The following is a 23,419-nucleotide window of genomic DNA, read 5'->3' on the forward strand; positions in this document are numbered from 1 at the left end:
CCGTGATCATCCCGACAAACAACCAACCACCAGGACAAAACGGATACGGTTCAAGACGGCTGATCAAGCAGAGCGGAGGCCAACCCGTGCCGGAGAGAAGCTGTGACCACGCCCGGAGGAGCGCGTAGTGCCGACCAGGACGAGCCCTGAGCAGCTGGCGACCAGCCGCAGGAACCTCTTCCGGATCTTCGCGGCGGCGGCCCTGACCGGGGTGGCCATGTACGTCCTGGAGCAGAACCTGGTTGCCGAACCCGGTTCACCGCTGAACCTCGGTTGGCTCCTCGCGGGGTACCTGGCGATGGTGAGCGGAATGCTCGGCCACGTCGTCTTGCGCCGTTCGGGCCTCAACGACAAGCCAGCCACCCTCCTCGCCGCGGCCGGGTGCCTAGCGCTCTTCCCGCTCCTGTGGTGGCTCTTGGTCTTCGCCAGAAGTCCGCACGAGGTCTGCACCGTCCGGCACCCGGACGGGATCATCCGGAACGAGTGGTGCCTCGAACGGATTCCGGGAACCTACGACGTCATCCCGGACAACGGCGGCCCCCTCGGACTCGCGCTGCTGGCCGCCGCGGCGATCGTCCTGGTGTTCATCGGAATCGGATACGCGCTCGGTCGGACGAATCGACGCCGAACGGTCCCGCTGCGCTGGTACCTGATCACCGGCGCCCTCTGGTCGGCGGTCCCGGCAACCCAGCTCGCGCTGAACCTGGCCAACACCCCCGGGCCCGAACGCCTCTGGATCGTCCTCACCGCGACCGTCATCAGCGCCGTGGGCCTGACCGCCTGCTTCCACCAGAAGCGCCAACGCGATCAGTCAGCACGAGGTGAAGGTGAATAGCTTCGACCAGCACGCTCCGACCGTGGAAAGAACGGCCACCCTGTTCAACGGCGCCAGAACCGTCTTCTGGTTGGAGGCCGCACTCGCCGCGCTGAGCGGCACGCTCTACGTCCTCCAGCGCAACGGGTTCATCGAATTCGGCTCCGCCGCGGCAACAACATTCCTGCTGGCCGGATCTTCGTCGATCGCCCTCTCCCCGCTCATCTACACGGTGCTTCACCGCTTCGCCCGCACCGAGAAACGGGCGGAACCCCTCGCAATCGCTGGTGCTCTCGTGGTGATGTCGCTCCTCCTGTGGCTGCTGCACTTCGCAGAACCTGCGCTCTGCGCCACTGCCCACCTCGAAGGCCGTCCCGATCGAGTGGTCTGCGTCGGAACAGCGTTCAACCTCAGCGATTTCCTCGGCTGGCCGCTTCTGGTCGCTGCGCTCACCTACGCAGTGATCATCGGTATCGGCTTCGGTTTCGCCCGGCTCAGCGGAACGCGCCTCGAACCCCCGAAGTGGTTCTGGCACCAAGCGATTCTCATGGGCGCTCCGATAGCAGCCCTGGGCGCCATGAACGTGGCCGACTCTCCCAAGTCCCACAGGATCTGGATCCTCCTCGCCGTAGTGGCCATCACCTTCCCGCTCCTGATCCACGTTCTCCGACGACGGCAACAGCTGTCGAAGGCATCGCGAAGCAAAAAGCCTGCTCAGAGGATCAGAGGTGAGTAGCTTCCGCCCGGAGCCCAAGCGGACGCCGTTCCAGATCGCCCTCTGGGGCGTGGTCGTGATGTCGGCCAGCTCCACCATCGCGGCCTTGTGGGTTCAGCAAACCGCGCTGGTACTCCTCTTCAACGTCACGTTCTTGCTCGCCTTGGGTGTCGCGAAGACTCTCCGCGAAAGGCAGCTGGAGGACCACGCACGCGAAAGCGAGCCCAGCGATGAGGAGCACGCAGCGGATGCTGGAGAGCAGCAGCCCGCTCGGCGAAGCATCACGCTGCCTCGCGATGCGAAAGTCGTCCTCCTGGTGGAGCTGGTGGTGGCACTCGCGGGCGGAGCGCTCCACCTCCTCCAGATCGAAGGAGTCATCGGATTCGGGTCCGTCATCGCGACCACGTTGCTGCTGGCAGGCTCGGCATCGATCGCGTTCGGCATCCTCCTGCGCAGCCTCTTCCACCGGTTCGGAACTCCTGGCAGGTGGACCGACGCCGTCGCCACCGCTGGCGTCCTCGCGGCGTTCCCGCTGCTGTGCTGGCTCGGTTACTCCGCAGGTCGGCGAAACGGGCACTGCAGCGTTCGACACCCCGACGGGACCGAGCAGGACTACACCTGCGTGCCGCACGAGCCGGGGGAATACCTGCTGGTCAGCGACATCGGCAGCCAGCTCGGCCGACCGGTGCTCGGGGCGGCGCTCGTAGTCGCCCTGTTCATCGCGGCCGCCGTCGCGATCGGCGTCCCGGACCGGGGCAACCGCAGCATCCTCAGGCAGAACCTGATCTGCGCAGCCCTCGTTTCAGCTGTTCCCGCGACGGTGTTCGCACTGGAGCTCGGTGCCGCACCCAAGCTCGACAAGGCCTGGTCCGCGCTGGCAGTGCTGGTCGTGTTCCTGCCGCCCGCGATCCACGCGATCCGGCGGAGAGTTCGGCTGGAGCGGATGCGCAAGGCCGGGACTCCCCGCTGACAGCAGACGGCCCCCGCACCGGGGGGGTGCGGGGGCCGTTCGGCGGGGGTCAGTCGAGGAGGGCGTCCACGAAGGCTCCGGGTTCGAAGGGGGCCAGGTCGTCGGGGCCTTCGCCGAGGCCGACCAGCTTGACCGGGACTCCCAGCTCTCGCTGGACCTGGAAGACGATGCCGCCCTTGGCCGTGCCGTCGAGCTTGGTCAGGACGATGCCCGTCACGTCCACCACCTCGGAGAAGACGCGGGCCTGGGTCAGGCCGTTCTGGCCCGTGGTGGCGTCCAGGACCAGCAGGACCTCGTCCACCTGGGCCTTCTTCTCCACCACGCGCTTGACCTTGCCCAGCTCGTCCATCAGGCCGGTCTTGGTGTGCAGGCGGCCCGCCGTGTCGACCAGGACCGCGTCCACCGCCGTGTCCGAGCCGCGGCTGACCGCCTCGAACGCCACGCTCGCCGGGTCCGCGCCCTCCTTGCCGCGGACCACCTCGGCACCCACCCGGTGGCCCCAGGTGGCCAGCTGCTCGACCGCCGCCGCGCGGAACGTGTCCGCCGCGCCGAGCAGGACGGTCCGGCCGTCGGCGACCAGGACCCGGGCCAGCTTGCCGGTCGTCGTGGTCTTGCCGGTGCCGTTGACGCCGACCACCAGCACCACTGCGGGCTTGCCGCCATCGGCCGGGTCGCCGTGCGGCAGCGCGCGCACCGCGCGCTCCATGTCCGGGCCGAGGGTGTCCACCAGCACCTCGCGCAGCAGGGCGCGCGCCTGCTCCGGGGTGCGGATGCCGCGCGAGGCGATCTCGGTGCGGAGGCGTTCGGTGATCTCGGTGGTGGTGGCCGCGCCCAGGTCGGCCATCAGCAGGGTGTCCTCGATCTCCTCCCAGGAGTCCTCGTCGAGGTCACCCGCGCCGAGCAGGCCCAGCAGGCCCTGGCCGAAGGTCGACCGGGAGCGCGACAGGCGACCGCGCAGCCGCTCCAGGCGGCCCGCCGTCGGCTCGATCTCCTCGATCTCCTCGGCCGCTCCCGGCTCCGCCGGGGTCGGCTCGGGCACCGGCTCCACGCGCTCCTGCACCGGCACCTCGGGCTCGGCCGGGGCCTCGGGCGCCTTCTCGGGAGCCTCGGGCTGCTCCGGCTCCGAGGGCTTCTCCGGGGCCTCGGGCTGCGCGGGAGGCTCCTCCGTCGTGGTGCCGCCGTCCGGGAGCTGGACGTCGACGATGCCGCGGCGCTCGGTGTCGCGCGGCACCGCCGCGTCGTCACCGACCCCCGGCTGGCCCTCCACCTCGGTGCGCTCGCCCGCGGGGTGTTCCGGCGGGGCGGCCGTGGTGGGGCCACCGCTGGAGAGGCTGATACCGCCGCCCGCGCGGTAGCCGCCGCCCTTGACGGCCTCGGTCGGCGCGGCGCTGTCGTCCCGTTCGCTCAGGCTGATCCGGCGCCGACGGTTCAGCACCACACCGGCGATCACGGCGATCGCCAGCACCAGCACCACGGCGACGATGATCAGAATCACGGTAGAGGTGGTCACCCGCCCATCCTCCCACCTGCTGATTCGGACACCGGCACGCGCCCCGCAGCCCAGCTCGCCAACTGAAGCGATGTAGTGAGCAAATAACCAACAAAACGAGTCCGACGCTTGCATTTGTCAGCCGCTGTGCCTTAGACCACATACGTGAACTGGTGGCGAGTGCTCGGGTTGATCTCCGGAACGTCGATGGACGGCGTCGACGTCGCCGCGGCCGAGCTGCGGTTGGACGGCGACACCCTGGAGCTCCGGCCGCTCGGCAGCACGACGGTGCCCTACCCCCCGGACCTGCACCGGGACCTGCTGGCGGCGCTGCCGCCCGGCGGGTGCAGCGCCGCGGAGCTGTGCCGCCTGGACACCCTGGTCGGCCAGCACTTCGCCGCCGCGGCGGGCGTCGGGCTGGAGCTCGCGGACGGCCGCGCGGACCTCGTCGCCTCGCTGGGCCAGACGCTCTACCACTGGGTCGAGGACGGCCGGGCGCGCGGCACGCTGCAGATCGGCCAGCCCGCGTGGATCGCCGAGGCCACCGGCCTGCCCGTGGTGTCGGACCTGCGCGCCCGCGACGTCGCCGCAGGCGGGCACGGCGCACCGCTGGCCGGGGTCCTGGACGCGCTGTGGCTGGCCGACGAGCCCGGTCCGGGCGTCGCGCTGAACATCGGCGGCATCGCCAACATCACCGTGGTCGGCGGCGAACGCCCGCTGGCCTACGACACCGGCCCCGGCAACGCGCTGATCGACCTCGCCGCCGCGCGCGCGACCGGACGACCGCAGGACACCGACGGCGCGCTCGCCGCCAGCGGCGCCGTGCGGTCCGACCTGCTCGAAGTCCTGCTCGCCGACGACTACTACCGGCAGGCCCCGCCGAAGTCGACCGGCAAGGAGCGGTTCAACGCCGCCTACCTGGACCGCGCGCTGGCCCGGGCCGGCACCGGGATCACCGACGCCGATCTGCTCGCCACGCTGACCGAGCTGACCGCGCGCACCATCGCCGACGCCTGCCGCGCGGAGGGGGCCGTGCGGGTCGTCGCCTCCGGCGGGGGCGTGCGCAATCCCGTCCTGCTCGCTACGCTGCGCCGCCAACTGGACGTTCCGGTGCTGGTCAGCGACGAGCTCGGGCTACCGGCCGACAGCAAGGAAGCGCTGCTCACCGCGCTGCTCGGGTTCCTCACCTGGCACGGCACATCCGGCAACACGCCGGGCACCACCGGCGCCGCCGGACCCCGGTTGTTGGGCAGCATCACACCCGGGGCCGGACCGCTGCGGATGCCCGCACCGGCCGACCACCAGCCGACCCGGCTGCGCGTGCAGCCCGGCGACACCGCGTAGGAGGCAGCATGCGATCGCTCGACCTGGCCGTGATCGGCCTGTACCTGGTCGCCATGCCGGTGCTCGGGCTGCTGCTGGGCGGTCGGCAGCGCAGTTCCCACGACTACTTCGTGGGCAGCCGCCAGCTGCCCTGGTGGGCGGTGTGCTTCTCGGTGGTGGCCACCGAGACCTCCACGCTGACCGTGATCAGCGTGCCGACGGTGGCCTACCTCGGCAGCTTCACCTACCTGCAGCTGGCCGTCGGCTACCTGATCGGCCGGGTCGTGGTGGCGTTCGTGCTGCTGCCGAAGTACTACGCCGGGAACCTGGTCAGCGCCTACGAGTTCCTCGGGAAGCGGTTCGGGCCCGGGCTGCAGGGCACCGCGTCGGTGACGTTCCTGGTGACCCGGCTGCTGGCCGACGGCCTGCGGCTGTTCGCCACCGCGATCCCGGTCAAGGTGATGCTGGCGGCCTTCGGCGTGGACCTGGCGTACTGGCAGATCGTGCTGGTCCTGGCGGTGCTGACGGTGATCTACACCTACCTGGGCGGGATCAAGGCGGTGGTGTGGGTCGACGCGATCCAGATGTTCGTCTACGTCGGCGGCGCGATCCTGGCCGCGGTGGTGCTGGCCGGGCAGCTGCCGTCCGACTGGTTCGGGACCGCGCTGGAGGCGGGCAAGTTCCAGCTGCTCGACTTCACCTCGTCGATCGTCACCGACCAGTACGCCTTCCTCACCGCGGTGCTCGGCGGTGCGGTGTTCGCGATGGCCTCGCACGGCGCCGACCAGCTCATGGTGCAGCGGCTGCTGGCCTGCCGGAACGTGCGGGACAGCCAGAAGGCGCTGATCGCCAGCGGTGTCGTGGTGGCGCTGCAGTTCGCGCTGTTCCTGCTGATCGGCACCATGCTGTGGTCGTTCTTCCGCGGCGCGGCCCCGGCCGAGATGGGCATGGCCAGCAACGACGAGCTGTTCCCGACGTTCATCGTGAACGACCTGCCGCCGGGCCTGTCCGGGCTGCTCATCGCCGGGATCCTGGCCGCCGCGATGAGCACCCTGGCCTCGTCGCTGAACTCGCTGTCCACCTCCACCGTCAGCGACCTGTACCAGCGGTTCGGCAAGCGGAAGCTGGACGACGCGACCGTCCTGCGGATGGGCAAGCTCTGGACGCTGGTCTGGGCCGTGGTGTTCGTGGTGTTCGCGTCGATGTTCAGCAGCACCGACAACCCGGTGGTGGAGGTCGGGCTCAGCATCGCCAGCTACACCTACGGCGCGCTGCTCGGCGCGTTCCTGCTGGGGCTGTGGAACAAGCGGGCCCGGCAGACCGACGCGACGATCGCCTTCTGCGCCACGATCGCGGTGGTGCTGGTCTTCGTGCTCTGGGTGCAGTTCCCCGACGGCGAAGGCGGCGAGGCGTCCCTGGCGTTCCCCTGGTACACGCCGCTGGGGGTGATCGTGACGCTGGTGGTGGGCGGCCTGCTGTCGCTGCGGCACGGCCGCCCCGCCGTCGAGCAGCCGGTCGAGCACGCCGACAACTCGTGAGCGCTCGACCGTTCCCCGAACGTCACAGCATCGAGATGAGCGTGACGAGGAAGACCAGGAAGGCCAACCCGAGGCCGCCGAAGAAGAGGCCCATGGCGATGCCCATGCCCGGCGCGTCCTGCGGCGTCGGGCCGATCGCACCGTCGACGAACACGATCGCCGGGGCCTTGTAGTAGACGTCGAGCTGCTGGCCCGCCGCGACCGGGACCACCGCGACCGCGTTGCCGACCCGCCACAGGTAGTTCACGTGCACCTGCACCTGGTACTGGCCCGGCGGCAGGTCGATCGGGGTCTTGCCCCAGGACAGCGGCTGGCCGGGCTGACCGTTGATGGTGACCTGCGGCTTGAAGAACATCAGCGCCCAGGTGAGCCAGTGGTACGAGCAGTCGATCACGATGCGGGCCATGCCCGGCGGGATCGGCGCCATCGGCTGCTGCACCGGCGCGGGAGGCCCGGCCTGCGGCACGCCCTGCTGCGGGTAGCCCTGCTGCTGGGGATAGCCGCCCTGCTGCGGATAACCCTGCGGCGCCACCGGCATCGGGCCGGACTGGGGGTAGCCCTGCGGGGCCGGGGGCTGCTGCACCGGCATCGGGCCGGACTGCGGGTAGCCCTGCTGCGGATACCCCTGCTGGGGGTACGGCTGCTGGCCTGGCGGCGGGCCGTAGGGGTTGGTCATGGTCTCCTCCTGGTCTCCGGTGGACGCCGCGCTCGATGCCGGTCCACCGGACATCCTCCCGCACGCGGATCTCCGGCCCGAAACCGACCGGCCGACCCCTTCAGCAGCGGTTCCGCTGGGACGATGAACCACAGGAACGCACTGGGGACGGGGGTCGATGGTGCACGAGGGCGATCACACGGAATTCCGGGCCAAGCTCAACGCGTACTCCGCGGGCGTGCTCGACGACGTCGAGTGGCTCGTGGTGCGCACGCACCTGGCCGAGTGCGAGCTCTGCCGCGCCGAGCTGGGCCGACCGGAGCTGTGGAACCGCGCTGCGCCGCAACGGATTTCGCCCACCCCGCAGCGGGTGAACCGCCGCCCCGGCTGGCCGGTGGTGATCGGCGCGGCCGCGGTCGCGGCGCTGATCGCCTTCGGTGTCGGCTACGCCCTCGGCGTCACCGCCTGAACGGCCCGTGAGCACTTTGTGGGCCTATAGCCCCAGAAAGTGCTCACGAGCCAGGAATCATCTAGTCCAGCACCGCGGCGACGTCGCCTTCGGCCGGGGCGTCCGGGGCCTGGTTCTTCTCCGGTTCGCCGCGCAGGCGCTGGGAGATCACCTGCGTGATGCCGTCGCCGCGCATGGTCACGCCGTAGAGCGCGTCGGCGATCTCCATGGTCGGCTTCTGGTGCGTGATGATGATCAGCTGCGAGGTGGTGCGCAGCTGGTCGAGCAGGGTGATCAGGCGGCGCAGGTTGGTGTCGTCCAGCGCCGCCTCGACCTCGTCCATCACGTAGAACGGCGAGGGGCGGGCGCGGAAGATCGACACCAGCATGGCCACCGCGGTCAGCGACTTCTCGCCACCGGACAGCAGCGACAGCCGCTTGACCTTCTTGCCCGGCGGGCGCGCTTCGACCTCGACGCCGGTGGTCAGCATGTCCTCGGCGTCGGTGAGCGTCAGACGTCCTTCGCCGCCCGGGAAGAGGACCTTGAAGACCGTCTCGAACTCGCGCGCCACGTCCTGGAAGGCCGAGGAGAACACCTCGAGGATCTTCTCGTCGACCTCCTTGACCACGCTGAGCAGGTCGCGGCGGCTGTCCTTGAGGTCCTCCAGCTGCGTGGACAGGAACTTGTAGCGCTCCTCCAGCGCGGCGAACTCCTCCAGCGCGAGCGGGTTCACCTTGCCCAGCAGGGAGAGGTCCTTCTCGGCGCGCTTGGCGCGGCGCTCCTGGGCGGCGCGGTCGAACGGCACCGGCGGCGGTGCGCTGACGTCCTCGCCGCGCTCCTTCGCCGCCTCGTACTCGGCGAGCTCGGCCGGGCCGGGCGGGATCGGCACGGTGGGCCCGTACTCGTCCACCAGGTCGTCCAGCCCGATCCCGAAGTCCTCGATGATCTTGGTCTCGAGCTGCTCGATCCGCAGCCGCTGCTCGGCGCGCACGACCTCGTCGCGGTGCACCGCGTCGGTCAGCTTCTCCAGCTCACCGCTGAGCTCACGCACCCGCGCGCGGATCGCGCCGAGCGCCTGCTCGTGCTCGCTCTGCTTGGCCTGCGCGACATCCCGCTCCTCCGTCGCGGCGCGCAGCGACTGCGCGATGCGCTCCAGCGCGGTCTCGCAGCCCGCGACCACGGCCTGCGTCACGCGCGCTGCGCGTTCCTTGGCCTTGCGCGCCGCCTCCGCGCGGGCCCGCGCTTCGCGCTCGTGCCGCGCTGCGCGGCGCAGCTGGTCCGCGCGTCCTTGCACCGCTCGGGCGCGCTCTTCGGCTGTGCGCTGGGTGAGCCGCGCGTCCATCTCCTGCTGGCGGACGGTGGTGAGCTCGGCGCTCAACCGGTCGCGGTCCGCGGTGTCGGGCTCGGCGGCCTCGTCCTGCTCGGTCTTGACGATGCGCAGGCGTTCTTCGAGTTCGGCGAGCTTGACCAGGGACTGCTCGCGGGACTGCTCGACCTTCACCCGCTGGTCGCGCGCACGCTCGACGTCGGCCGCCGCGGAGCGGGCCGCGCGCTGGAGGCTGGAGAGCCGTTCGGTGCTTCGGGCGCGCTGGACCTTCGCGTCGTTGATCTGCTCCTGGATCGCGCGGACTTCGGCGCGGCGGGATTCCTCCTCCGCCCGTGCGCCTTCCAGCGCGGCCGAGTGCTGTTCGGCGCGGCGCTGGGCCGCGGCGAGTTCGCGTTCGGCTTCGTCGACCGCGGCCTGCACCTCGATGGCGCTCTGCCGGTTGTCGGAGCCGCCGATCGCCCAGTGCGCGCCGAGGACGTCGCCATCTGCGGTGACCGCGCGGACTTCCGGGTGGCGCTGGACGAGTTCGCCCGCCTCGGCCAGCGAACCGACCACGGCGACCCGGTCGAGCGCCCTGGTCACCGCCGCGCGGAGACCATCCGGGGCGCTGATCAGGTCGACCGCCCAGCGCGCCGAACCGGGCAGCTGCGGCCAGTCGGAGCGGTCCGGCTCCACCTCGGTCCCGATGAGCAGACCCGCCTGGCCAGCTTCGTCGGCGCGGAGCAGTTCCAGCGCGGTCACCGCGTCGGTCACGCCGCGGACCGCGACCGCGTCCGCCACCGCGCCCAGCGCCGCCGCCAGCGCGGCTTCCGCACCGGGTTCGACGGTCAGCAGCGCTGCGACCGAACCGAGCAGCCCGGGCACCCGGTCCCCGGCCGCCATGAGCGCGCCCGCGCCGTCCTTGCGCTGCAAGCCCATCGACAGGGCCTCGACGCGGGCCTTCCACGACGCGATCTCCCGCTCCGCGGCCCGTTCCGCCTTGACCAGCTCCTCCACCCGCGCCCGCGCGGCGTCGCGCGCCTCGGCGGCGGATTCGCGGCGCTCCTGCAGGCCCGCGTCGTCGGAGTCGTAGCCGCCGCTCTCCTCCTCGGCGTCGGCCAGCGCCCGCTCGGCCTCCTCCGCGCGGGCGGTGGCCTCCTCCAGCGCGTCGGACAGCCGCTCGATCTCGTCGGAGGTGTCGTTGACCTTGCTGCGCAGCGACTCGACCTGGCCGGACAGACGAGCGGCGCCCTCCCGGCGGTCGGCGATCGCCCGGACCGCGGCCAGGTGGGCCTGTTCTGCCTGCTTGAGCGCCGATTCCAGCTCCGAGCGGCGCTGCACCACCTCGTGCAGGGCTTCCCGCGCCTCCTCCAACTGCTCGCGCAGCTCGATCTCCTGCTCGGCGGCTTCCTCGGCCTCCGCCTCCAGCTGGTCGGGATCGCGGCCCGTCCGCTGCTCGTCGGTCTGCGCGGTCAGGTGCCGGTGCCGCTCGGCGGCCAGCCGCAGCGTGCCGTGCAACCGCTCTTCCAGCGCGGACAGGCGGTACCAGGTCTCCTGCGCGCGGTTGAGCCGCGGCGCGTCGGCGGCGACCTGCTCCTCGAGGGCCTTCTCCTCGGACTGCGCGAACTGCAGCGCCCGCTCCACCTCAGCGCGCTTGGCGCGGGCGGCTTCCTGGTCGGCCTCGTCGCGGGCCAGGTCGGCGCGCGCGGTGACCAGGTCGTCGGCGATCAGGCGCAGCCGGGCGTCGCGCAGGTCGGCCTGCACGGTCTGGGCCTTGCGGGCGATCTCGGCCTGCTTGCCGAGCGGCTTGAGCTGGCGGCGCAGCTCACCGGTGAGGTCGGTCAACCGGGTCAGGTTGGCCTGCATCGCGTCGAGCTTGCGCAGCGCTTTTTCCTTGCGCTTGCGGTGCTTGAGCACGCCCGCGGCCTCTTCGATGAGCCGCCGGTTCTCCTCGGGCTTGGCCTGCAGGATCGAGGCCAGCTGCCCCTGCCCGACGATGACGTGCATCTCGCGGCCGATGCCGGAGTCCGACAGCAGCTCCTGCACGTCCATCAACCGGCACGAGTTGCCGTTGATCTCGTACTCGCTGGCCCCGTCGCGGAACATCCGGCGGGTGATGGAGACCTCGGTGTAGTCGATCGGCAGCGCGCCGTCGGTGTTGTCGATGGTCAGCGTGACCTCGGCGCGGCCCAGCGGGGCGCGGCCCGCGGTGCCCGCGAAGATCACGTCCTCCATCTTGCCGCCGCGGAGGTCCTTGGCGCCCTGCTCGCCCATCACCCAGCGCAGCGCGTCGAGCACGTTCGACTTGCCGGATCCGTTCGGCCCGACGACGCAGGTGATGCCGGGCTCGAAGCGCAGCGTGGTGGCCGAGGCGAAGGACTTGAACCCCTTCAGCGTCAGGCTCTTCAGGTGCACGGCTGCGATCGACCTTCCCGTGGTTGGTACCCCTGGTCACGTCCGGCCGAGCCTACCTCTGCCGCCTCCTCCGACCACGCAGAACCGCAGGTGGTGGCCCGTGAGCATTTTCCGGTGCTCTGCCCCCGGAAAGTGCGCACGGGAGCTGACCAGGGCAAACGCCGGGTCAGCGCTCGACGAAGCCGGTGAGGCCGCCCTTGGGGTCGGACCACTGCTCGGCGACGAAGTCGACGCGGCCCGGGGTCTCGCCGGAGCGCAGGGCCGCCAGGAGCTTCTCGCAGGCTTCGCGGGGCCCTTCGGCCACCACCTCGACGCGGTTCGCCGGGAGGTTCGTAGCGCTGCCGACCAGCCCCAGCTCCAGCGCCCGAGATCGCGTCCACCAGCGAAAACCCACGCCCTGCACATGTCCGTGCACCCATGCGGTCAACCGCGCAGCTCCGGAATCCGTCACGCCGGCATGATGCCGCACCCACCCCGCGCCCGCCCCAGCGCGTCCACCGCATCTGGCCGGGCCGGTATGATCCGCCGCGATTCTGCGGAGGCCGGGTGTTTCGGCGCATCCGGTGCACGACCGCGCGAAGCGCCGACGAGTGGGGCACCGATGGACCCGTTGCAGGTGGAAGACCCGGACGCGCGGCCGAAGCGCCTGGTGGTGCTGGCCGCGGCGGGCATCGTGGTGGCCACCGCGTTCGCGACCACGGCCGCGATGGTGGCCGGGACCCAGCAGCAGACCGAGGCCACCCCGGACTTCTCGCTGAAGCCGACCGCGACCTCCCGCCCGGCGAGCACCACGACCTCCGTGCCACCGCTGCTGCCGCCCCCGCCACCCATTAGCGCGGAGTCCTCGCAGGAGAGCACCACCAGCAGCAGCACCAGCACGGCGACCAGCACCGCCCCGAGCTCGCCGAGCGATGTGGCGCCGCCACCGGGTCATACCCCGCCGCCGCGGCCCACCGGCCCGGGGCCGGGGCCGGACCCGACTCCCGACCCGACGCCGACTGGGAACCCGCCGACCAGCGAGACGACCACGCCGACGGAGGAACCGCCGACCAGCGAAACGTCCACGACGACGCACACCACCTACTCCGAGACCGCGGGCGGTCCCGAATGACGCTGGCCGTGCACTCGTGCCGGTCGCTGTGCTCGTGGCACCGGACGCGCAAGCAGCTCAACGGCCTGCCGCTGCTGGCCTGCCGGGGCTGCGGCTCGCAGTGGGTGCGCAGCGAGCCCTGGACGCCGATCGACCACACCGGCCGCATCCCGGACGACGTGCGCGCCGAGCTCGCCGAACGGGACTGACCGGTCAGCGCGGGTCGCCGACGACGACCAGGTCGGCACGGGCGCGGGTGGGCGCGATCAGGGCCGCGTTGGCCTCGTCGCTGCGCCGCACCCACTCCTCCGCCTCCACCGGCGTCCGGCCGTGCGAGACGTGCCGGGCGACGAGCCGCTGCACCCGGATCTCGTCGTCCGGGGCGAGGAACCAGCACTCGTCGAGCAGCTCACGCACCTCGGACCACGGCGGCGTGTCCAGCAGCAGGTAGTTGCCTTCGGTGATTACCAGCGGAACATCCGGCGGCACCGCGATCGCCCCGGCGTAGGACTCCTCGATCTCACGGTGGAACTCCGGCGCGTACACCGTCTCCTCGGCGGCCCGGATGCGACGCAGCAGCGCCACGTACCCGGCAGCGTCGAAGGTGTCGGGCGCGCCCTTGCGGTCCTCCCGCCCCAACCGCCGCAGCTGCGCGTTCGCCAGGTGAAACCCGTCCATCGGCACGATCACCGCGGCATCGCCGAGCTCCCGGAGGACCCGCTCGGCGACGGTCCCCTTCCCCGCTCCAGGCGCGCCGGTGATCCCCAAGACCCGCCGCTGCCCGCTGTCGGCAAGCGCCCGCGCGCGCTTCACCAGCTCCACGTACCCGACCAAGCTGACACCTCCCGTGACCGCCGCCAGGCTACGAGAGCGCGCTCAGTCCTCCCAGACCTCGGTGAGCAGTTCCCGGGTGTACTCGGCGATCCGGGCGTTGTCCGCCGGGGCGATCGTGCTCCAGCGGCGGCCGTCGCCGCTGGTGCGGACCACGTGCAGGTAGCGGCCCTGGTCGGTGTCGTGGAAGGCCACCACCCGGTTGGCCCGCTCCGGGCGGCCGCGGTTCCGGCTGGCCTCCACGCCGAACTGGCCGCGGATGCCCATGCCGTTGGCCATGTGGGCGACGTCGGCCGCGTCGTCCGGCGGGATGCCCAGCGCGCGCAGCTCGTCGCTGAACGCCAGCGGGTTGTCCGGGCCCGCGTAGTCGCTGGCCTTGCGCAGGACGTCGTTGGGCAGGCTCACCGCCCGGCCGGTCCCGGCGGGCATGTCGCCCGCGACGGACACCGCCGCCTCGGCCAGCGCGCCGCCCCGGATCGGGGTCAGCTCCACCACGTCGGCGTCCACGATGGTCAGCAGCCCGGCCGAGCCGTTCGCCGAGGCCAGCGCGCGGATCGACCGGTCGGCCCAGATCCGCACGTCCACGCTGCGCTGCGGGCGGTCGAGCAGGCCGACCAGGTCGGCGAAGTCGACGTCCAGCCGGTCGCGGCCGGGTTCGGCGAGGCGCTTGTCGCGCAGCGACGCCCACGCCCCGGCCACCAGCTCGGCGCGCTCGGTGTAGGTCGTCCCCGGGCTGGGCACGTCCAGCACGATGTGCCGGTGCTCGGTGAGCTTCTCCGCCTCGCAGACCACATCGAACTCCAATGTGGACAGCACGATCGGATCGGCTTCGGCTCCAGGTCGCAACGTCAGTCCTGCTTCTTCGGCTCGGCCTCGGCGGGCGGCTCGTCGTCGCGCTCGGCACCGCCCAGCACCGGCGGCGCGACCAGCCGCTCGTCGTCGAAGGGGGTTTCCTCCGCGACGTACTTGTTCTCGTGCTCGGCGTCCTCGCTGCGCTTCTCGCCGCGGGTCGCGGCCGGGCCCATCATCGAGCCCGCCGCCGGGCGGCTGCCCGGGGTGCTGCCCGCGGACTTCCCGGCCGTGGTGTCACCGGGTCCGCCGCCCACGCTCCCGCCGCGCGCCACGGACCCACCGGGCGCCGGGGTCGCGGGCGCCGGAGCACCCCGACCGCCGAGCACGCGGCTCGCGGCGTACGCGCCGATGCCCGCGACAGCCGCACCACCGGCGGCGATACCGAGCACGGTCCCGGCGCTGATGCCACCGCTGTCCCCGGTCGCCTCCGGCGTCGGGTCCGCCTCGCCGCCCCGGTCGATCTCGGCCTTCTTCCGGTCGTCGGGGCGGTCCCCGGGTCGCGGCGAAACCCCGCGCTCACCGGGACGCCCCTGGCCGGACCGGCCGTCGCCGCCGACCACGACCCCGCCACCGGGCACCGCGCTCCCGGGCGTACCCACGCCGGGGGAACCGACGCCGGGCTGCGCAGAACCGCCGACGGTACCCGCCACGACGACCCCCGAGCCGATCCCGGAACCGGCCATGCCGCTCGGCGAAGCCGATTGCGGGGACACGGTCGCGGGCGGCATCTCCGGCAGCGGCTGGTAGCTCTCCGCCTGGGTCACCGAGGTGTCGCGGTAGGACGCCAGCGCGGCCTGCGCGGCCTTCTTGTTGGCGTCGATCTGCTTGGCCTCCTGGTCGTAGTCGCTCTCGTAGCCGAAAGCGCCACCGGCCCACTCAAGCGCGTTCTCCGACTGCTTGTGCCGCAGCTCGTCGGTGTTCGGCAAGGTGTGGCGCGCGGACTCGTACCCGCGGCCCTGCTCGTCGACGCTCTGCGCGGAGGCCCGCAGCGGATCCGGGGCGTCGGACATGAACACCGACTGCTGCTGGGTCGCGGCGGCGGCGAGGTCACCCGCATTGCCCTCCCAGGCGACCTGCAGCTTGCCGAGCTCCCGGCGCAGCGTCTCGTCCAGCTCGACGACGACCTTCACGCACTCGTCCAGCGCCCGCACCGCGGACTGCATCGACTCCGTGCCGCGCCCCTGCTTGACCTGCGTGATCCACTCCTGGAGCTGGGGGATGTCCATCCCCTCGAACCGGATGTCGCGGATCGGATCGATGCTCGTCACAACGTCCCCCTAGCCCTTGGCCTGCAAGGTCGTCACCGCCGCAGCAGCGGCCTGCCCGGCCTTCTCGCACATCTGCTGGTCGTCCATGGCGCCGGGCGTGGTCAGGGTCATGTCGACGTAGAGCGTCTGCCCTTCAGCTGCGTCCACGAACACCGCGCAACCGAGGCCTTCGGCACCCGGCACCTGGCTCCGCACCGCTCCGAAACCGTTGACCTGGTCCTGCGCGGGGGCGGAATCGGCGAGCTTCTTCGCGAAGGCGTCGAGCCCTTCGGGCACGACCCGCAGCGAGATCCCGTACTGCGCGCGGCCGGACTGGCCGAGGAATGTGCAACCGTTGTAGTTGTTCCCGCTCTTGACCACCGGACGACCGCCGCCGACCTCCAGCTGCGCCTTCTGCTCCGAAGCGAGCCAGGTGCACACGTCAGCGTCCTGCTTGCCCGCGATCGGGAGCTCGGCAGGACGCGCCGGGAAGTCGAACGACGCCGGTTCGGCGCTCGAAGTCGGTGTCGTGCCGCCGGGTTCGGGTGCGGGGTCGGGTCCGTTGACCGTGCACCCGGTCAGCGAGACCGCAGTCGCGGCCATCGCGATCAACCCGTACCGAATTCGCGCTCGCACAGGGGCCCCTCACACCTGGTTCTGCTGCGGACTGAACGATGCAGCGATCTCGTCGTCCGAGTAGCCGTACTGCTTGGCCGCCTCTTCCAGCTGCATCCCCAGGTCGAAGACGTTGGACACGTACTGCATGAGGCGCGCGTAGTGGGAGTCCTCGTTGCCGACCAGGTTCCCGGTCCACACCGCGGCCGCCGTCTTGCTGACCTCGTCGTCCCCCGGGGCCCGGACGATCAAGTTCGGCGCCAGGCTCGACAACTTGATTCGAGCGTCCTCCGCTGCGGCGAGGATGACCTTGCGCACTTCGAGGACGTTGTCCTTGTTCACGGTGATGGTCTGGCCGCCGCCCGGTCCCGGCGGCGGTGGCGGCGGTGCTGGCGTCGTCATCGCGGGAAAACCCCCAGTCAGCGGCTTCTGATCACCGAGTCGTCCGCGACGATAGCAGCGGCGTTCAACGCCCGTCAGCAAGTCGCGAGAACTTCACAGGAACCCAACGCCACCATGCGCGATCGCGAATGCGACGGCGAAATCCGAAAACCGGCAAAAGCCCCTCCGGCGCCGCTCCGGCCCAGCTCGCCGGGGTCCGGACAGCACCTCTCCCCGCCTCGGCCGGGCCCCACCAGGCAGCACGACCGGGCCTTTCGTTGGTTGCGAGAAGAAACAAGTCGCACCGACGGATTCTCGAATCCCGGAAACGGCACCGAGCGCCCGCAATTGATTCCACGACGGCGGAATCCAGCGATCCCGAAAATGAGAAGAACCTCATCCCCGCCGCTCCTTTACCGCTGAAGGGAGCAATAAGCGCCGTGATTCAACCGACATGGGGAGCAAGTCCGACTCCGGCCCCGCCGATGGGTCCACTTGATACGGTTCCGCCCCGGTTGATCTTCATTGTCCACGTTGGGGAGGCGTGGCACCATGACGCTCGCACATCCGCGCCCGGGAATCGGGTTTCCGCGCTCTGAAGGGGTTTTGCGCCTCAGCGGCGTGCTGTTCACCCCGCCCGCCCCGGCCGTCGACCTCGTCGACGCCCTGCACTCGTTCCGCACCGACCGCTGCTCGCTCGAGCAGCTGGCCGGAGTTCTCCGCGACACCGCGCTCTTCGTGCCGGTGTCCGATGAGGACGGTGGCGTGGCGCTGGTCACCGCGCGCGAGGGCGAACTGGGCTGGCTCGGTGCGTTCACCTCGCTGCCCCGGATGGCCGAGTTCTACCGCGCATCCGGTCGCGGTTCGGACGTGGTGCGCTACGCGGAGCTGACCGGGGCCGAGCTGCTCGACCAGTGCCTGCCCGCCCTGCCCGAGGGCACCGGCCTGGTCGTCGACGCCGGTTCCGAGCACAGCACCGCGCTGGGCCCGGTCGCCGGTCTGGTACCCGATGAGATCGCACTCACCGAAGGCGGGAATTGATGGCGCACGACGGTTTTCGCGTCGACGTGGGCGCGTTGCAGGATGCCGAGGAAGGCATCCGCGGCGCCGTGGCCGAACTCGGCGAAATGGCCGGGTGGGGCGGTGCCGCAGTTGGCGAGCAGGGCATGGGCCTGAAGGAGGGCCTGCTCAACTCGGCCGTGCACGTCGGGCACGAGACGCTCGGCGGCGCTCTGATCCAGTTCGGCGTCTCCTGGGAATGGGGCGTCCGGTACATGGTCGAGGACGGCTACGCCGCTGCGGACGCGCTCGGCGAGTCCCGCGCGGCCTACCAGCAGATGGACGCCGAGGCCGAGCAGAAGCTCATCGCAAGTCTGCGGGAGGGCTGATGGTCAGCAACAGCAGCACCTTCGACCAGGACCTCGCCGAAGCCGGGCACGAGCTGCACAAGCTCGGTCAGCTGACCGGGATCGGCCCGCAGGACGTCATCCCGGGCGATCCGGTGACCGTCGCCGAGATCGGCGATCACCTGACCACTCTCGGCACCGCTTTCGAACGAGCCGGGCGGGGCATCAAGTCGATCGACTCCGGCGGCTGGACCGGACAGGCCGGGGACGCGTTCCGGGAGAACTTCCTGGACAGGGCGCCGGGTGAATGGTTGAAGGCCGCCGACGCGTTCAGCGATGCGGGCAAGGCCGTGATGGACTACCACCGGGTCCTGGCCACCGAGAAACCCCGCGCGCAGCGGGCGAAGGAGGAGCTGGATCGCGCGAACGAGGCCTCGGAAGCGGCCACCGCCAAGCACAACGCGGCCGTCGAGGCCTACAACTCGGGTGGTTCGGGCTCGGCCCCGGGTGCGTTCGTGGACCCCGGCGCTGAAGCCCGGGAGCGGGCGCAGCGCGAGATCGCAGCGGCGAAGGCTGCCGTGCAGGAAGCTGGCGACCGCGCCGCGAAAGCCGTCACGAACGCGGCGATGAGCGCCCCGGCAGCGCCGAGCAAGCTCAGCCAACTCGGCGCGCAAATCGCCGATGTCGGGCAGCTGATCGGCGGGACGCTCTACGACATCGGCGCTGGCGCGGTCGAAGGCGTCGTCGGCACGGTCACCGGCGTGGTCGGACTCGGCGTCGGTCTGGGCAAGGCGTACTTCTACAGCACGCCCGGCGTGCAGTTCGTCGACCCCGAGGGCTACGCGAAGTTCAACGAAACCGCGGCCACCACGATCCAGTCGGTCATCGAGAACCCCTGGCAGGCCGTCAAGACCGTGGTCGACGTGGACGGCTGGAAGGAGAACCCGGCCAGGGCGATGGGCTCGATGGTCCCCGACGCGGTGGGCTCCATCGCCGGTGGCGCCGGAATCGCCACCAAGGTCATCAAGTCCACCGACCGGATCACCGACGTGGCCGACACCGCGGGCGACATCTCCCGCACCGCCGACCGGGCCGGCGACCTCGGCCGCCACGCCCCGGACAACTCGCCGCCCTGGGGCGACATCGACTCCCCGCCCCCGCCGCGCGCCCCGGAGGCCCCCGCGAGCCCGAACCCGTGGGACGGGCACGAATTCGGCCCCAAGGGCTCGGACCCGCTCCCCGACCCGGAACCCCCGCAGACCCCGGCCCCGGAACCCCGGGGCCGCGAACTGCCGGACTGGTTCGACGACCACGACACCCCGGACAGCTGGCTCGACGACGGCAAGGGCACCCCCGACCACGCACCGGACCCGGCACCCGACCCGGTGCCGGAGAGCCCGCCCGTGAACCTCGACAACCCGGCAGCCCGGGCGGAGGAAATCGCCCGGGTGAACGACGAACTGGCGAGGTACGACCGCGCGCTGAGGGACCCGAACCTGGATCCCGGCACGCGACAAGCGCTGGAACGGGAGTGGTTGAACTCGGCACGTTACTTGGACCAGCTGAAGGGAAGGGACTGATCAGCGATGGAGAACGCACGCACCGTCCTGGGATTCGGGCCGGAGAGGCAGGCCCAGCCCTGCGTGATCAAGTGGGGCCGTGTCGGCCAGGAGGTCCACGTCTGGATCTCGCCCGAGGGCGGGGGCACCTGCCCGGAGGTCGGGGCCGCGGGCCCGGACCTGTTCCGCGGTCTGATGGGCGTCCGCAGGCAGTTGTACGGGCGCGGTTGGCAGCTGCTCGTCGCGGGAGCTCGCCGGGATGCCTGGCACGGCACCCCTCAGCACCCCTGCAGCCCGGATCACCTGCGGGTCTACCGGAACTTCGGGGCAGCGCCCTCGTCCGAGGTCCACGTCCTGAACCACGAACGCGACCTGCAGGCGCTCGCCACGTCGTGGGAGGAGCAGTTCCTCTGGCGCCAGGAATGGGAGAACCCGCAGAGCCGGGCGTGGACCAACACCTTCGGAGCCAGCTACGCCCGCTGACCCGCCCCAGACCATGCTCGTGAGTGCTTTCAGTCGCTGTAGCAACCAAAAGCGCTCACGAGCGCTCCGGGCCGCTCAGAGTTCGAAGCGGTAGCCCATGCCTGGTTCGGTGATCAGGTGCTTCGGGTGGCTGGGGTCCTGTTCCAGCTTGCGGCGGAGTTGGGCCAGGTAGACGCGGAGGTAGTGGGTCTCGTTCGCGTACTGGGGGCCCCAGACCTCCTTGAGCAGCTGCTTCTGGCCCACCAGGCGGCCCTGGTTGCGGGCCAGGACTTCGAGCATGCCCCACTCGGTCGGCGTCAGGTGGACCTCCGCGCCGTCGCGCAGGACCTTCTTCGCGGGCAGGTCGACGGTGAACGTCGCGGTCTCCACCACCGGTTGGTCGGCCGCGCCGCTGGTGTTGGCCCGGCGCACCGCCGCGCGCAGGCGGGCCAGCAGTTCGTCCATGCCGAAGGGCTTGGTGACGTAGTCGTCCGCTCCGGCGTCCAGCGCCAGCACCTTGTCCGTGGAGTCGGTGCGGGCCGAGAGCACGATGATCGGCACCGTGGTCCAGCCGCGCAGGCCCGCGATGACCTCGCCGCCGTCCATGTCCGGCAGGCCGAGGTCGAGCACCACCACGTCGGGTTTGCCGTCGCTCGCGGCGCGCAGCGCGGACGCGCCGTCCACAGCGGTGAGCACCTGGTAGCCGCGGGCGCTCAGGTTGATCCGCAGTGCGCGCAGCAGCTGCGGTTCGTCGTCGATCACCAGGACCTTCGTCATCGTCTCCCCTGTCCGTCCGCCGCCGGTAGCGACAGCACGATCGTCAGCCCGCCGCCGGGGGTGTCCTCGGCGCGGATCGCGCCGTCCATCGCGGTCATGAACCCCTGCGCCACGCTCAGCCCCAGACCGACCCCGGCCGGTCCCTGGTCGCCGCGCTCGCCGTGCTCGCCGAGGCGCTCGAACGGGGCGAACACCGCCTCCGCCGCGCCTTCGGGCAGGCCCGGGCCGTGGTCGACCACCCGCAGCTCCACGCGGGCGGCGTGCGCGCTGGCGCGGACGCCGATCCGGCCGCCGTCCGGGCGCCCGTACTTCAGCGCGTTCTGCACCACGTTCGCCACCACCCGCTCCAGCAGGCCTGCGTCGGCCAGCACCGGGGGCAGCGACTCGTCGATCTCGACGTCGATGTGCTGCTGGCCGTCCAGCCCGGCCAGCGCCCCGGCCACCACCTCGTCGTAGCTGATCGGGCGCAGCCGCGGGGCGATGGCGCCGGTGGCCAGCCGGGAGGAGTCCAGCAGGTTGCCGACCAGGTCGGTCAACCGGTCCGCGGACTCCTCCACCCCGGCCAGCAGCTCGGCGGTGTCCTCCTCCGACAGCTGCAGGTCGGGCGCGCGCAGGCTGCTCACCGAGGCCTTGATCGACGCCAGCGGGGTGCGCAGGTCGTGGCCGACCGCGGACAGCAGCGCGGTCCGCAGCTGGGTGGCGTCGGCGCGGCGCTGGGCCTCCTGCGCCTCGGCGGCCATCCGCTGCTGGCGCAGCGCCACCAGGGCTTGGCCCGCCGCGCCCTCCAGGACGGTGCGGTCGGCGGCCGGGAGCGGTCGGCGGCCCGGGCGCCGCAGCACCAGGTGCACGTCCTGGTTCACCTCGATGTCCACATCGGACTCCTCGGGGCGGGCGCACGGTTCGGCGCCGGTGGCCGCCGCGACGTGCCAGCCGTCTTCGCTGCGCTCCAGCAGCGCCGCCGAGGTCAGGCCGAAGTTCTCCACCACCTTCTCCAGCAGCCGGGGCAGCGGGTCCGGGTGGGTGAGCACGGTCCGGGCGTAGGAGGTCAGCAGCGCTGCTTCGGTGCGCGCGTTGGCGGCCTTCTCCGCCAGCCGCGCGGCGCGGTCGACCGTGAACGCGACCACCATGCCGACGATCATCATCGCGATCACCGTCACCAGGTTCTGCGGTTCGGCCACGGTCAGCGTGTACAGCGGAGGGGTCAGGAAGAAGTTCAGCAGCCCGCCGGACAGCAGCGCCGCGACGATCGCCGGCGCCATCCCGCCGACCAGCGCGACGATGACGGTGACCAGGAAGTACGCGACCACGTCGGTGGACAGCGCGTCGAAGTCGGTGCAGTACGCCACCGCGGTGACCGCGCCGGGCAGCAGCACCGACAGCGCCCAGCCCCAGAACTGCCGCACCGCGGACAGCGGGTTGCGGGCGATCCTCCGCAGCAGCCGCCGTCCCCCGGCTTCGGGGTGGGTGACCATGTGCACGTCGATGGCGCCGGACTTCTGCACGGTGACCGCACCGATGCCCTCGTCGAACAGGCGCGCCCACCGGGAGCGGCGGGAGGTGCCGACCACCAGCTGCGTGGCGTCCGCGGCGCGGGCGAACTCCAGCAGCGCCTCCGGCACGTCGTCGCCGACGACCGTGTGGAAGCTGGCGCCGACGGCGTCGGCGAGCTTGCGGGCCCGGGCGACACCGCTCGGCGAGGCGCCCGCGAGGCCGTCGCTGCGCAGCACGTGCACCACCTGGAGCTCCGCGCCAGCGCGGGCCGCGATGCGGCGGGCCCTGCGGATCAGCGTCTCGCTCTCCGGGCCGCCGGTGACGGCCACGACCACCCGCTCGCGGGCCTCCCAGGTGTCGGTGATCTTCTTCTCCGCGCGGTACCGGCGCAGCGCCACGTCCACCTGGTCGGCCAGCCACAGCAGCGCCAGCTCGCGCAGCGCGGTGAGGTTGCCGGTGCGGAAGTAGTTGCCCAGCGCGGCATCCACGCGATCGGCGGCGTAGATGTTGCCGTGCGCCATGCGGCGGCGGAGCGCCTCGGGGGTGATGTCGCTGAGCTCGATCTGCTCGGCTCGGCGCACCACCTCGTCCGGCACCGTCTCCTGCTGGCGGATGCCGGTGATCGACTCCACCACGTCGTTGAGGCTTTCCAGGTGCTGCACGTTCACCGTGGACAGCACGGTGATCCCGGCCTCGAGCAGCTCCTCGATGTCCTGCCAGCGCTTCTCGTTGCGCGAGCCGGGTGCGTTGGTGTGCGCGAGCTCGTCGACGACCGCGACCTCCGGTTTGCGGGCGAGCACGGCGGCGAGGTCCATCTCGGTGAGCTGGACCCCGCGGTGCTCCACCTTCGCCCTCGGTACGACCTCCAGGCCGTCGAGCAGCGCCGCGGTCTTGGCCCGGCCGTGGTCCTCCACGAAGCCGACCACCACATCGGTGCCGCGCTCGAGCCTGCGGTGCGCCTCGTTGAGCATCGCGTAGGTCTTGCCGACCCCCGGTGCCGCCCCGAGGTAGATCCGCAGCTCGCCGCGCCGCCGTCCCTTCTCCGCCACGCTCCCAGTCTCCTACGACCTGCTGCTAATAGCGGCGGGTCCCACC

General features: G+C 71.5%; 23 protein-coding genes. 12 read left to right on the top strand and 11 right to left on the bottom strand.

What is annotated here, in order from left to right; all coding sequences use genetic code 11:
• The first annotated feature begins 127 nt into the window (after positions 1 to 127).
• Genes F1721_RS16370 through F1721_RS16380 form a run of 3 tightly spaced genes read left to right on the top strand, consistent with a single transcriptional unit; the run spans position 128 to position 2,499 of the window.
• A complete protein-coding gene (locus F1721_RS16370) occupies positions 128 to 835 on the top strand; it encodes a hypothetical protein (RefSeq protein ID WP_150067565.1) in 708 nt (235 codons plus the stop codon).
• Positions 828 to 1,550: a hypothetical protein gene (locus tag F1721_RS16375; protein ID WP_150067566.1), complete on the top strand. Its 723-nt coding sequence runs from the start codon at positions 828 to 830 to the stop codon at positions 1,548 to 1,550. Before F1721_RS16370 ends, F1721_RS16375 begins: the two co-directional genes overlap by 8 nt.
• Complete coding sequence (locus tag F1721_RS16380; protein ID WP_150067567.1) at positions 1,543 to 2,499, top strand: hypothetical protein; 957 nt, start codon at positions 1,543 to 1,545, stop codon at positions 2,497 to 2,499. Before F1721_RS16375 ends, F1721_RS16380 begins: the two co-directional genes overlap by 8 nt.
• Positions 2,500 to 2,548: 49 nt before the next feature.
• On the opposite strand, the gene ftsY is transcribed toward F1721_RS16380, so the two are convergent.
• The gene (gene ftsY / locus F1721_RS16385) at positions 2,549 to 4,009 is read right to left on the bottom strand and encodes a signal recognition particle-docking protein FtsY (RefSeq protein WP_150067568.1); all 1,461 of its coding nucleotides are present in this window, start codon (positions 4,007 to 4,009) and stop codon (positions 2,549 to 2,551) included.
• Positions 4,010 to 4,153: 144 nt separating this feature from the next.
• Here ftsY and F1721_RS16390 point away from each other — a divergent pair, with 144 nt between their 5' ends.
• Together F1721_RS16390 and F1721_RS16395 are read left to right on the top strand one after the other, a co-directional pair.
• Positions 4,154 to 5,332, top strand: a complete 1,179-nt coding sequence (locus tag F1721_RS16390) for an anhydro-N-acetylmuramic acid kinase (RefSeq protein WP_150067569.1) — start codon at positions 4,154 to 4,156, stop codon at positions 5,330 to 5,332.
• Between the two features lie 8 nt (positions 5,333 to 5,340).
• Positions 5,341 to 6,849 (top strand): sodium:solute symporter, encoded by a 1,509-nt coding sequence (locus F1721_RS16395; protein WP_150067570.1) that lies wholly within the window; start codon positions 5,341 to 5,343, stop codon positions 6,847 to 6,849.
• Between the two features lie 22 nt (positions 6,850 to 6,871).
• Here F1721_RS16395 and F1721_RS16400 read toward each other — a convergent pair whose 3' ends face one another.
• Positions 6,872 to 7,525 (bottom strand): hypothetical protein, encoded by a 654-nt coding sequence (locus F1721_RS16400; RefSeq protein WP_150067571.1) that lies wholly within the window; start codon positions 7,523 to 7,525, stop codon positions 6,872 to 6,874.
• Between the two features lie 157 nt (positions 7,526 to 7,682).
• Here F1721_RS16400 and F1721_RS16405 point away from each other — a divergent pair, with 157 nt between their 5' ends.
• Positions 7,683 to 7,973, top strand: a complete 291-nt coding sequence (locus F1721_RS16405) for a hypothetical protein (protein WP_150067572.1) — start codon at positions 7,683 to 7,685, stop codon at positions 7,971 to 7,973.
• Between the two features lie 61 nt (positions 7,974 to 8,034).
• Here the strand turns inward: F1721_RS16405 and smc are convergent, their stop codons facing one another.
• Complete coding sequence (smc, locus tag F1721_RS16410) at positions 8,035 to 11,673, bottom strand: chromosome segregation protein SMC (RefSeq protein ID WP_150067573.1); 3,639 nt, start codon at positions 11,671 to 11,673, stop codon at positions 8,035 to 8,037.
• 166 nt (positions 11,674 to 11,839) lie between these two features.
• Positions 11,840 to 12,124 (bottom strand): acylphosphatase, encoded by a 285-nt coding sequence (locus F1721_RS16415; RefSeq protein WP_211840496.1) that lies wholly within the window; start codon positions 12,122 to 12,124, stop codon positions 11,840 to 11,842.
• A 150-nt stretch (positions 12,125 to 12,274) separates the two neighbouring features.
• Here F1721_RS16415 and F1721_RS16420 point away from each other — a divergent pair, with 150 nt between their 5' ends.
• Positions 12,275 to 12,784 (top strand): hypothetical protein, encoded by a 510-nt coding sequence (locus F1721_RS16420; RefSeq protein ID WP_150067575.1) that lies wholly within the window; start codon positions 12,275 to 12,277, stop codon positions 12,782 to 12,784.
• Positions 12,781 to 12,972 carry a hypothetical protein gene (locus tag F1721_RS16425; RefSeq protein ID WP_150067576.1) on the top strand — a complete coding sequence of 64 codons (192 nt, stop codon included), beginning with the start codon at positions 12,781 to 12,783 and terminating at the stop codon, positions 12,970 to 12,972. The genes F1721_RS16420 and F1721_RS16425 overlap by 4 nt, the downstream gene beginning before the upstream one ends.
• Positions 12,973 to 12,976: 4 nt before the next feature.
• Here F1721_RS16425 and F1721_RS16430 read toward each other — a convergent pair whose 3' ends face one another.
• Genes F1721_RS16430 through F1721_RS16450 form a run of 5 tightly spaced genes read right to left on the bottom strand, consistent with a single transcriptional unit; the run spans position 12,977 to position 16,710 of the window.
• Positions 12,977 to 13,597 (bottom strand): nucleoside/nucleotide kinase family protein, encoded by a 621-nt coding sequence (locus tag F1721_RS16430; protein WP_150067577.1) that lies wholly within the window; start codon positions 13,595 to 13,597, stop codon positions 12,977 to 12,979.
• A gap of 42 nt (positions 13,598 to 13,639) precedes the next feature.
• Positions 13,640 to 14,440 carry an ESX secretion-associated protein EspG gene (locus F1721_RS16435; protein ID WP_150067578.1) on the bottom strand — a complete coding sequence of 267 codons (801 nt, stop codon included), beginning with the start codon at positions 14,438 to 14,440 and terminating at the stop codon, positions 13,640 to 13,642.
• A gap of 2 nt (positions 14,441 to 14,442) precedes the next feature.
• Positions 14,443 to 15,714 (bottom strand): PPE domain-containing protein, encoded by a 1,272-nt coding sequence (locus tag F1721_RS16440; protein WP_150067579.1) that lies wholly within the window; start codon positions 15,712 to 15,714, stop codon positions 14,443 to 14,445.
• A gap of 9 nt (positions 15,715 to 15,723) precedes the next feature.
• Positions 15,724 to 16,296, bottom strand: a complete 573-nt coding sequence (locus F1721_RS16445; RefSeq protein ID WP_150067580.1) for a DUF3558 family protein — start codon at positions 16,294 to 16,296, stop codon at positions 15,724 to 15,726.
• Positions 16,297 to 16,338: 42 nt separating this feature from the next.
• Positions 16,339 to 16,710: a hypothetical protein gene (locus tag F1721_RS16450; protein WP_246155031.1), complete on the bottom strand. Its 372-nt coding sequence runs from the start codon at positions 16,708 to 16,710 to the stop codon at positions 16,339 to 16,341.
• Positions 16,711 to 17,295: 585 nt separating this feature from the next.
• Here F1721_RS16450 and F1721_RS16455 point away from each other — a divergent pair.
• From F1721_RS16455 to F1721_RS16470, 4 genes are read left to right on the top strand one after another with little or no spacing between them, the layout of a single operon-like run.
• Entirely contained in the window at positions 17,296 to 17,730 is a 435-nt protein-coding gene (locus tag F1721_RS16455) for an SseB family protein (protein ID WP_170301508.1), read from the top strand.
• Between the two features lie 26 nt (positions 17,731 to 17,756).
• A complete protein-coding gene (locus F1721_RS16460) occupies positions 17,757 to 18,077 on the top strand; it encodes a hypothetical protein (protein ID WP_150067582.1) in 321 nt (106 codons plus the stop codon).
• The gene (locus tag F1721_RS16465) at positions 18,077 to 19,615 is read left to right on the top strand and encodes a putative T7SS-secreted protein (protein WP_150067583.1); all 1,539 of its coding nucleotides are present in this window, start codon (positions 18,077 to 18,079) and stop codon (positions 19,613 to 19,615) included. The genes F1721_RS16460 and F1721_RS16465 overlap by 1 nt, the downstream gene beginning before the upstream one ends.
• 6 nt (positions 19,616 to 19,621) lie before the next feature.
• A complete protein-coding gene (locus tag F1721_RS16470; RefSeq protein WP_150067584.1) occupies positions 19,622 to 20,077 on the top strand; it encodes a hypothetical protein in 456 nt (151 codons plus the stop codon).
• A 75-nt stretch (positions 20,078 to 20,152) separates the two neighbouring features.
• On the opposite strand, the gene F1721_RS16475 is transcribed toward F1721_RS16470, so the two are convergent.
• Both F1721_RS16475 and F1721_RS16480 read right to left on the bottom strand, forming a co-directional pair.
• Positions 20,153 to 20,833: a response regulator gene (locus F1721_RS16475; RefSeq protein WP_150067585.1), complete on the bottom strand. Its 681-nt coding sequence runs from the start codon at positions 20,831 to 20,833 to the stop codon at positions 20,153 to 20,155.
• Positions 20,830 to 23,373: a sensor histidine kinase gene (locus F1721_RS16480; RefSeq protein ID WP_150067586.1), complete on the bottom strand. Its 2,544-nt coding sequence runs from the start codon at positions 23,371 to 23,373 to the stop codon at positions 20,830 to 20,832. The genes F1721_RS16475 and F1721_RS16480 overlap by 4 nt, the downstream gene beginning before the upstream one ends.
• Between the last annotated feature and the right edge of the window lie 46 nt (positions 23,374 to 23,419).

Source organism: Saccharopolyspora hirsuta, assembly GCF_008630535.1.
Taxonomy (GTDB): domain Bacteria; phylum Actinomycetota; class Actinomycetes; order Mycobacteriales; family Pseudonocardiaceae; genus Saccharopolyspora; species Saccharopolyspora hirsuta.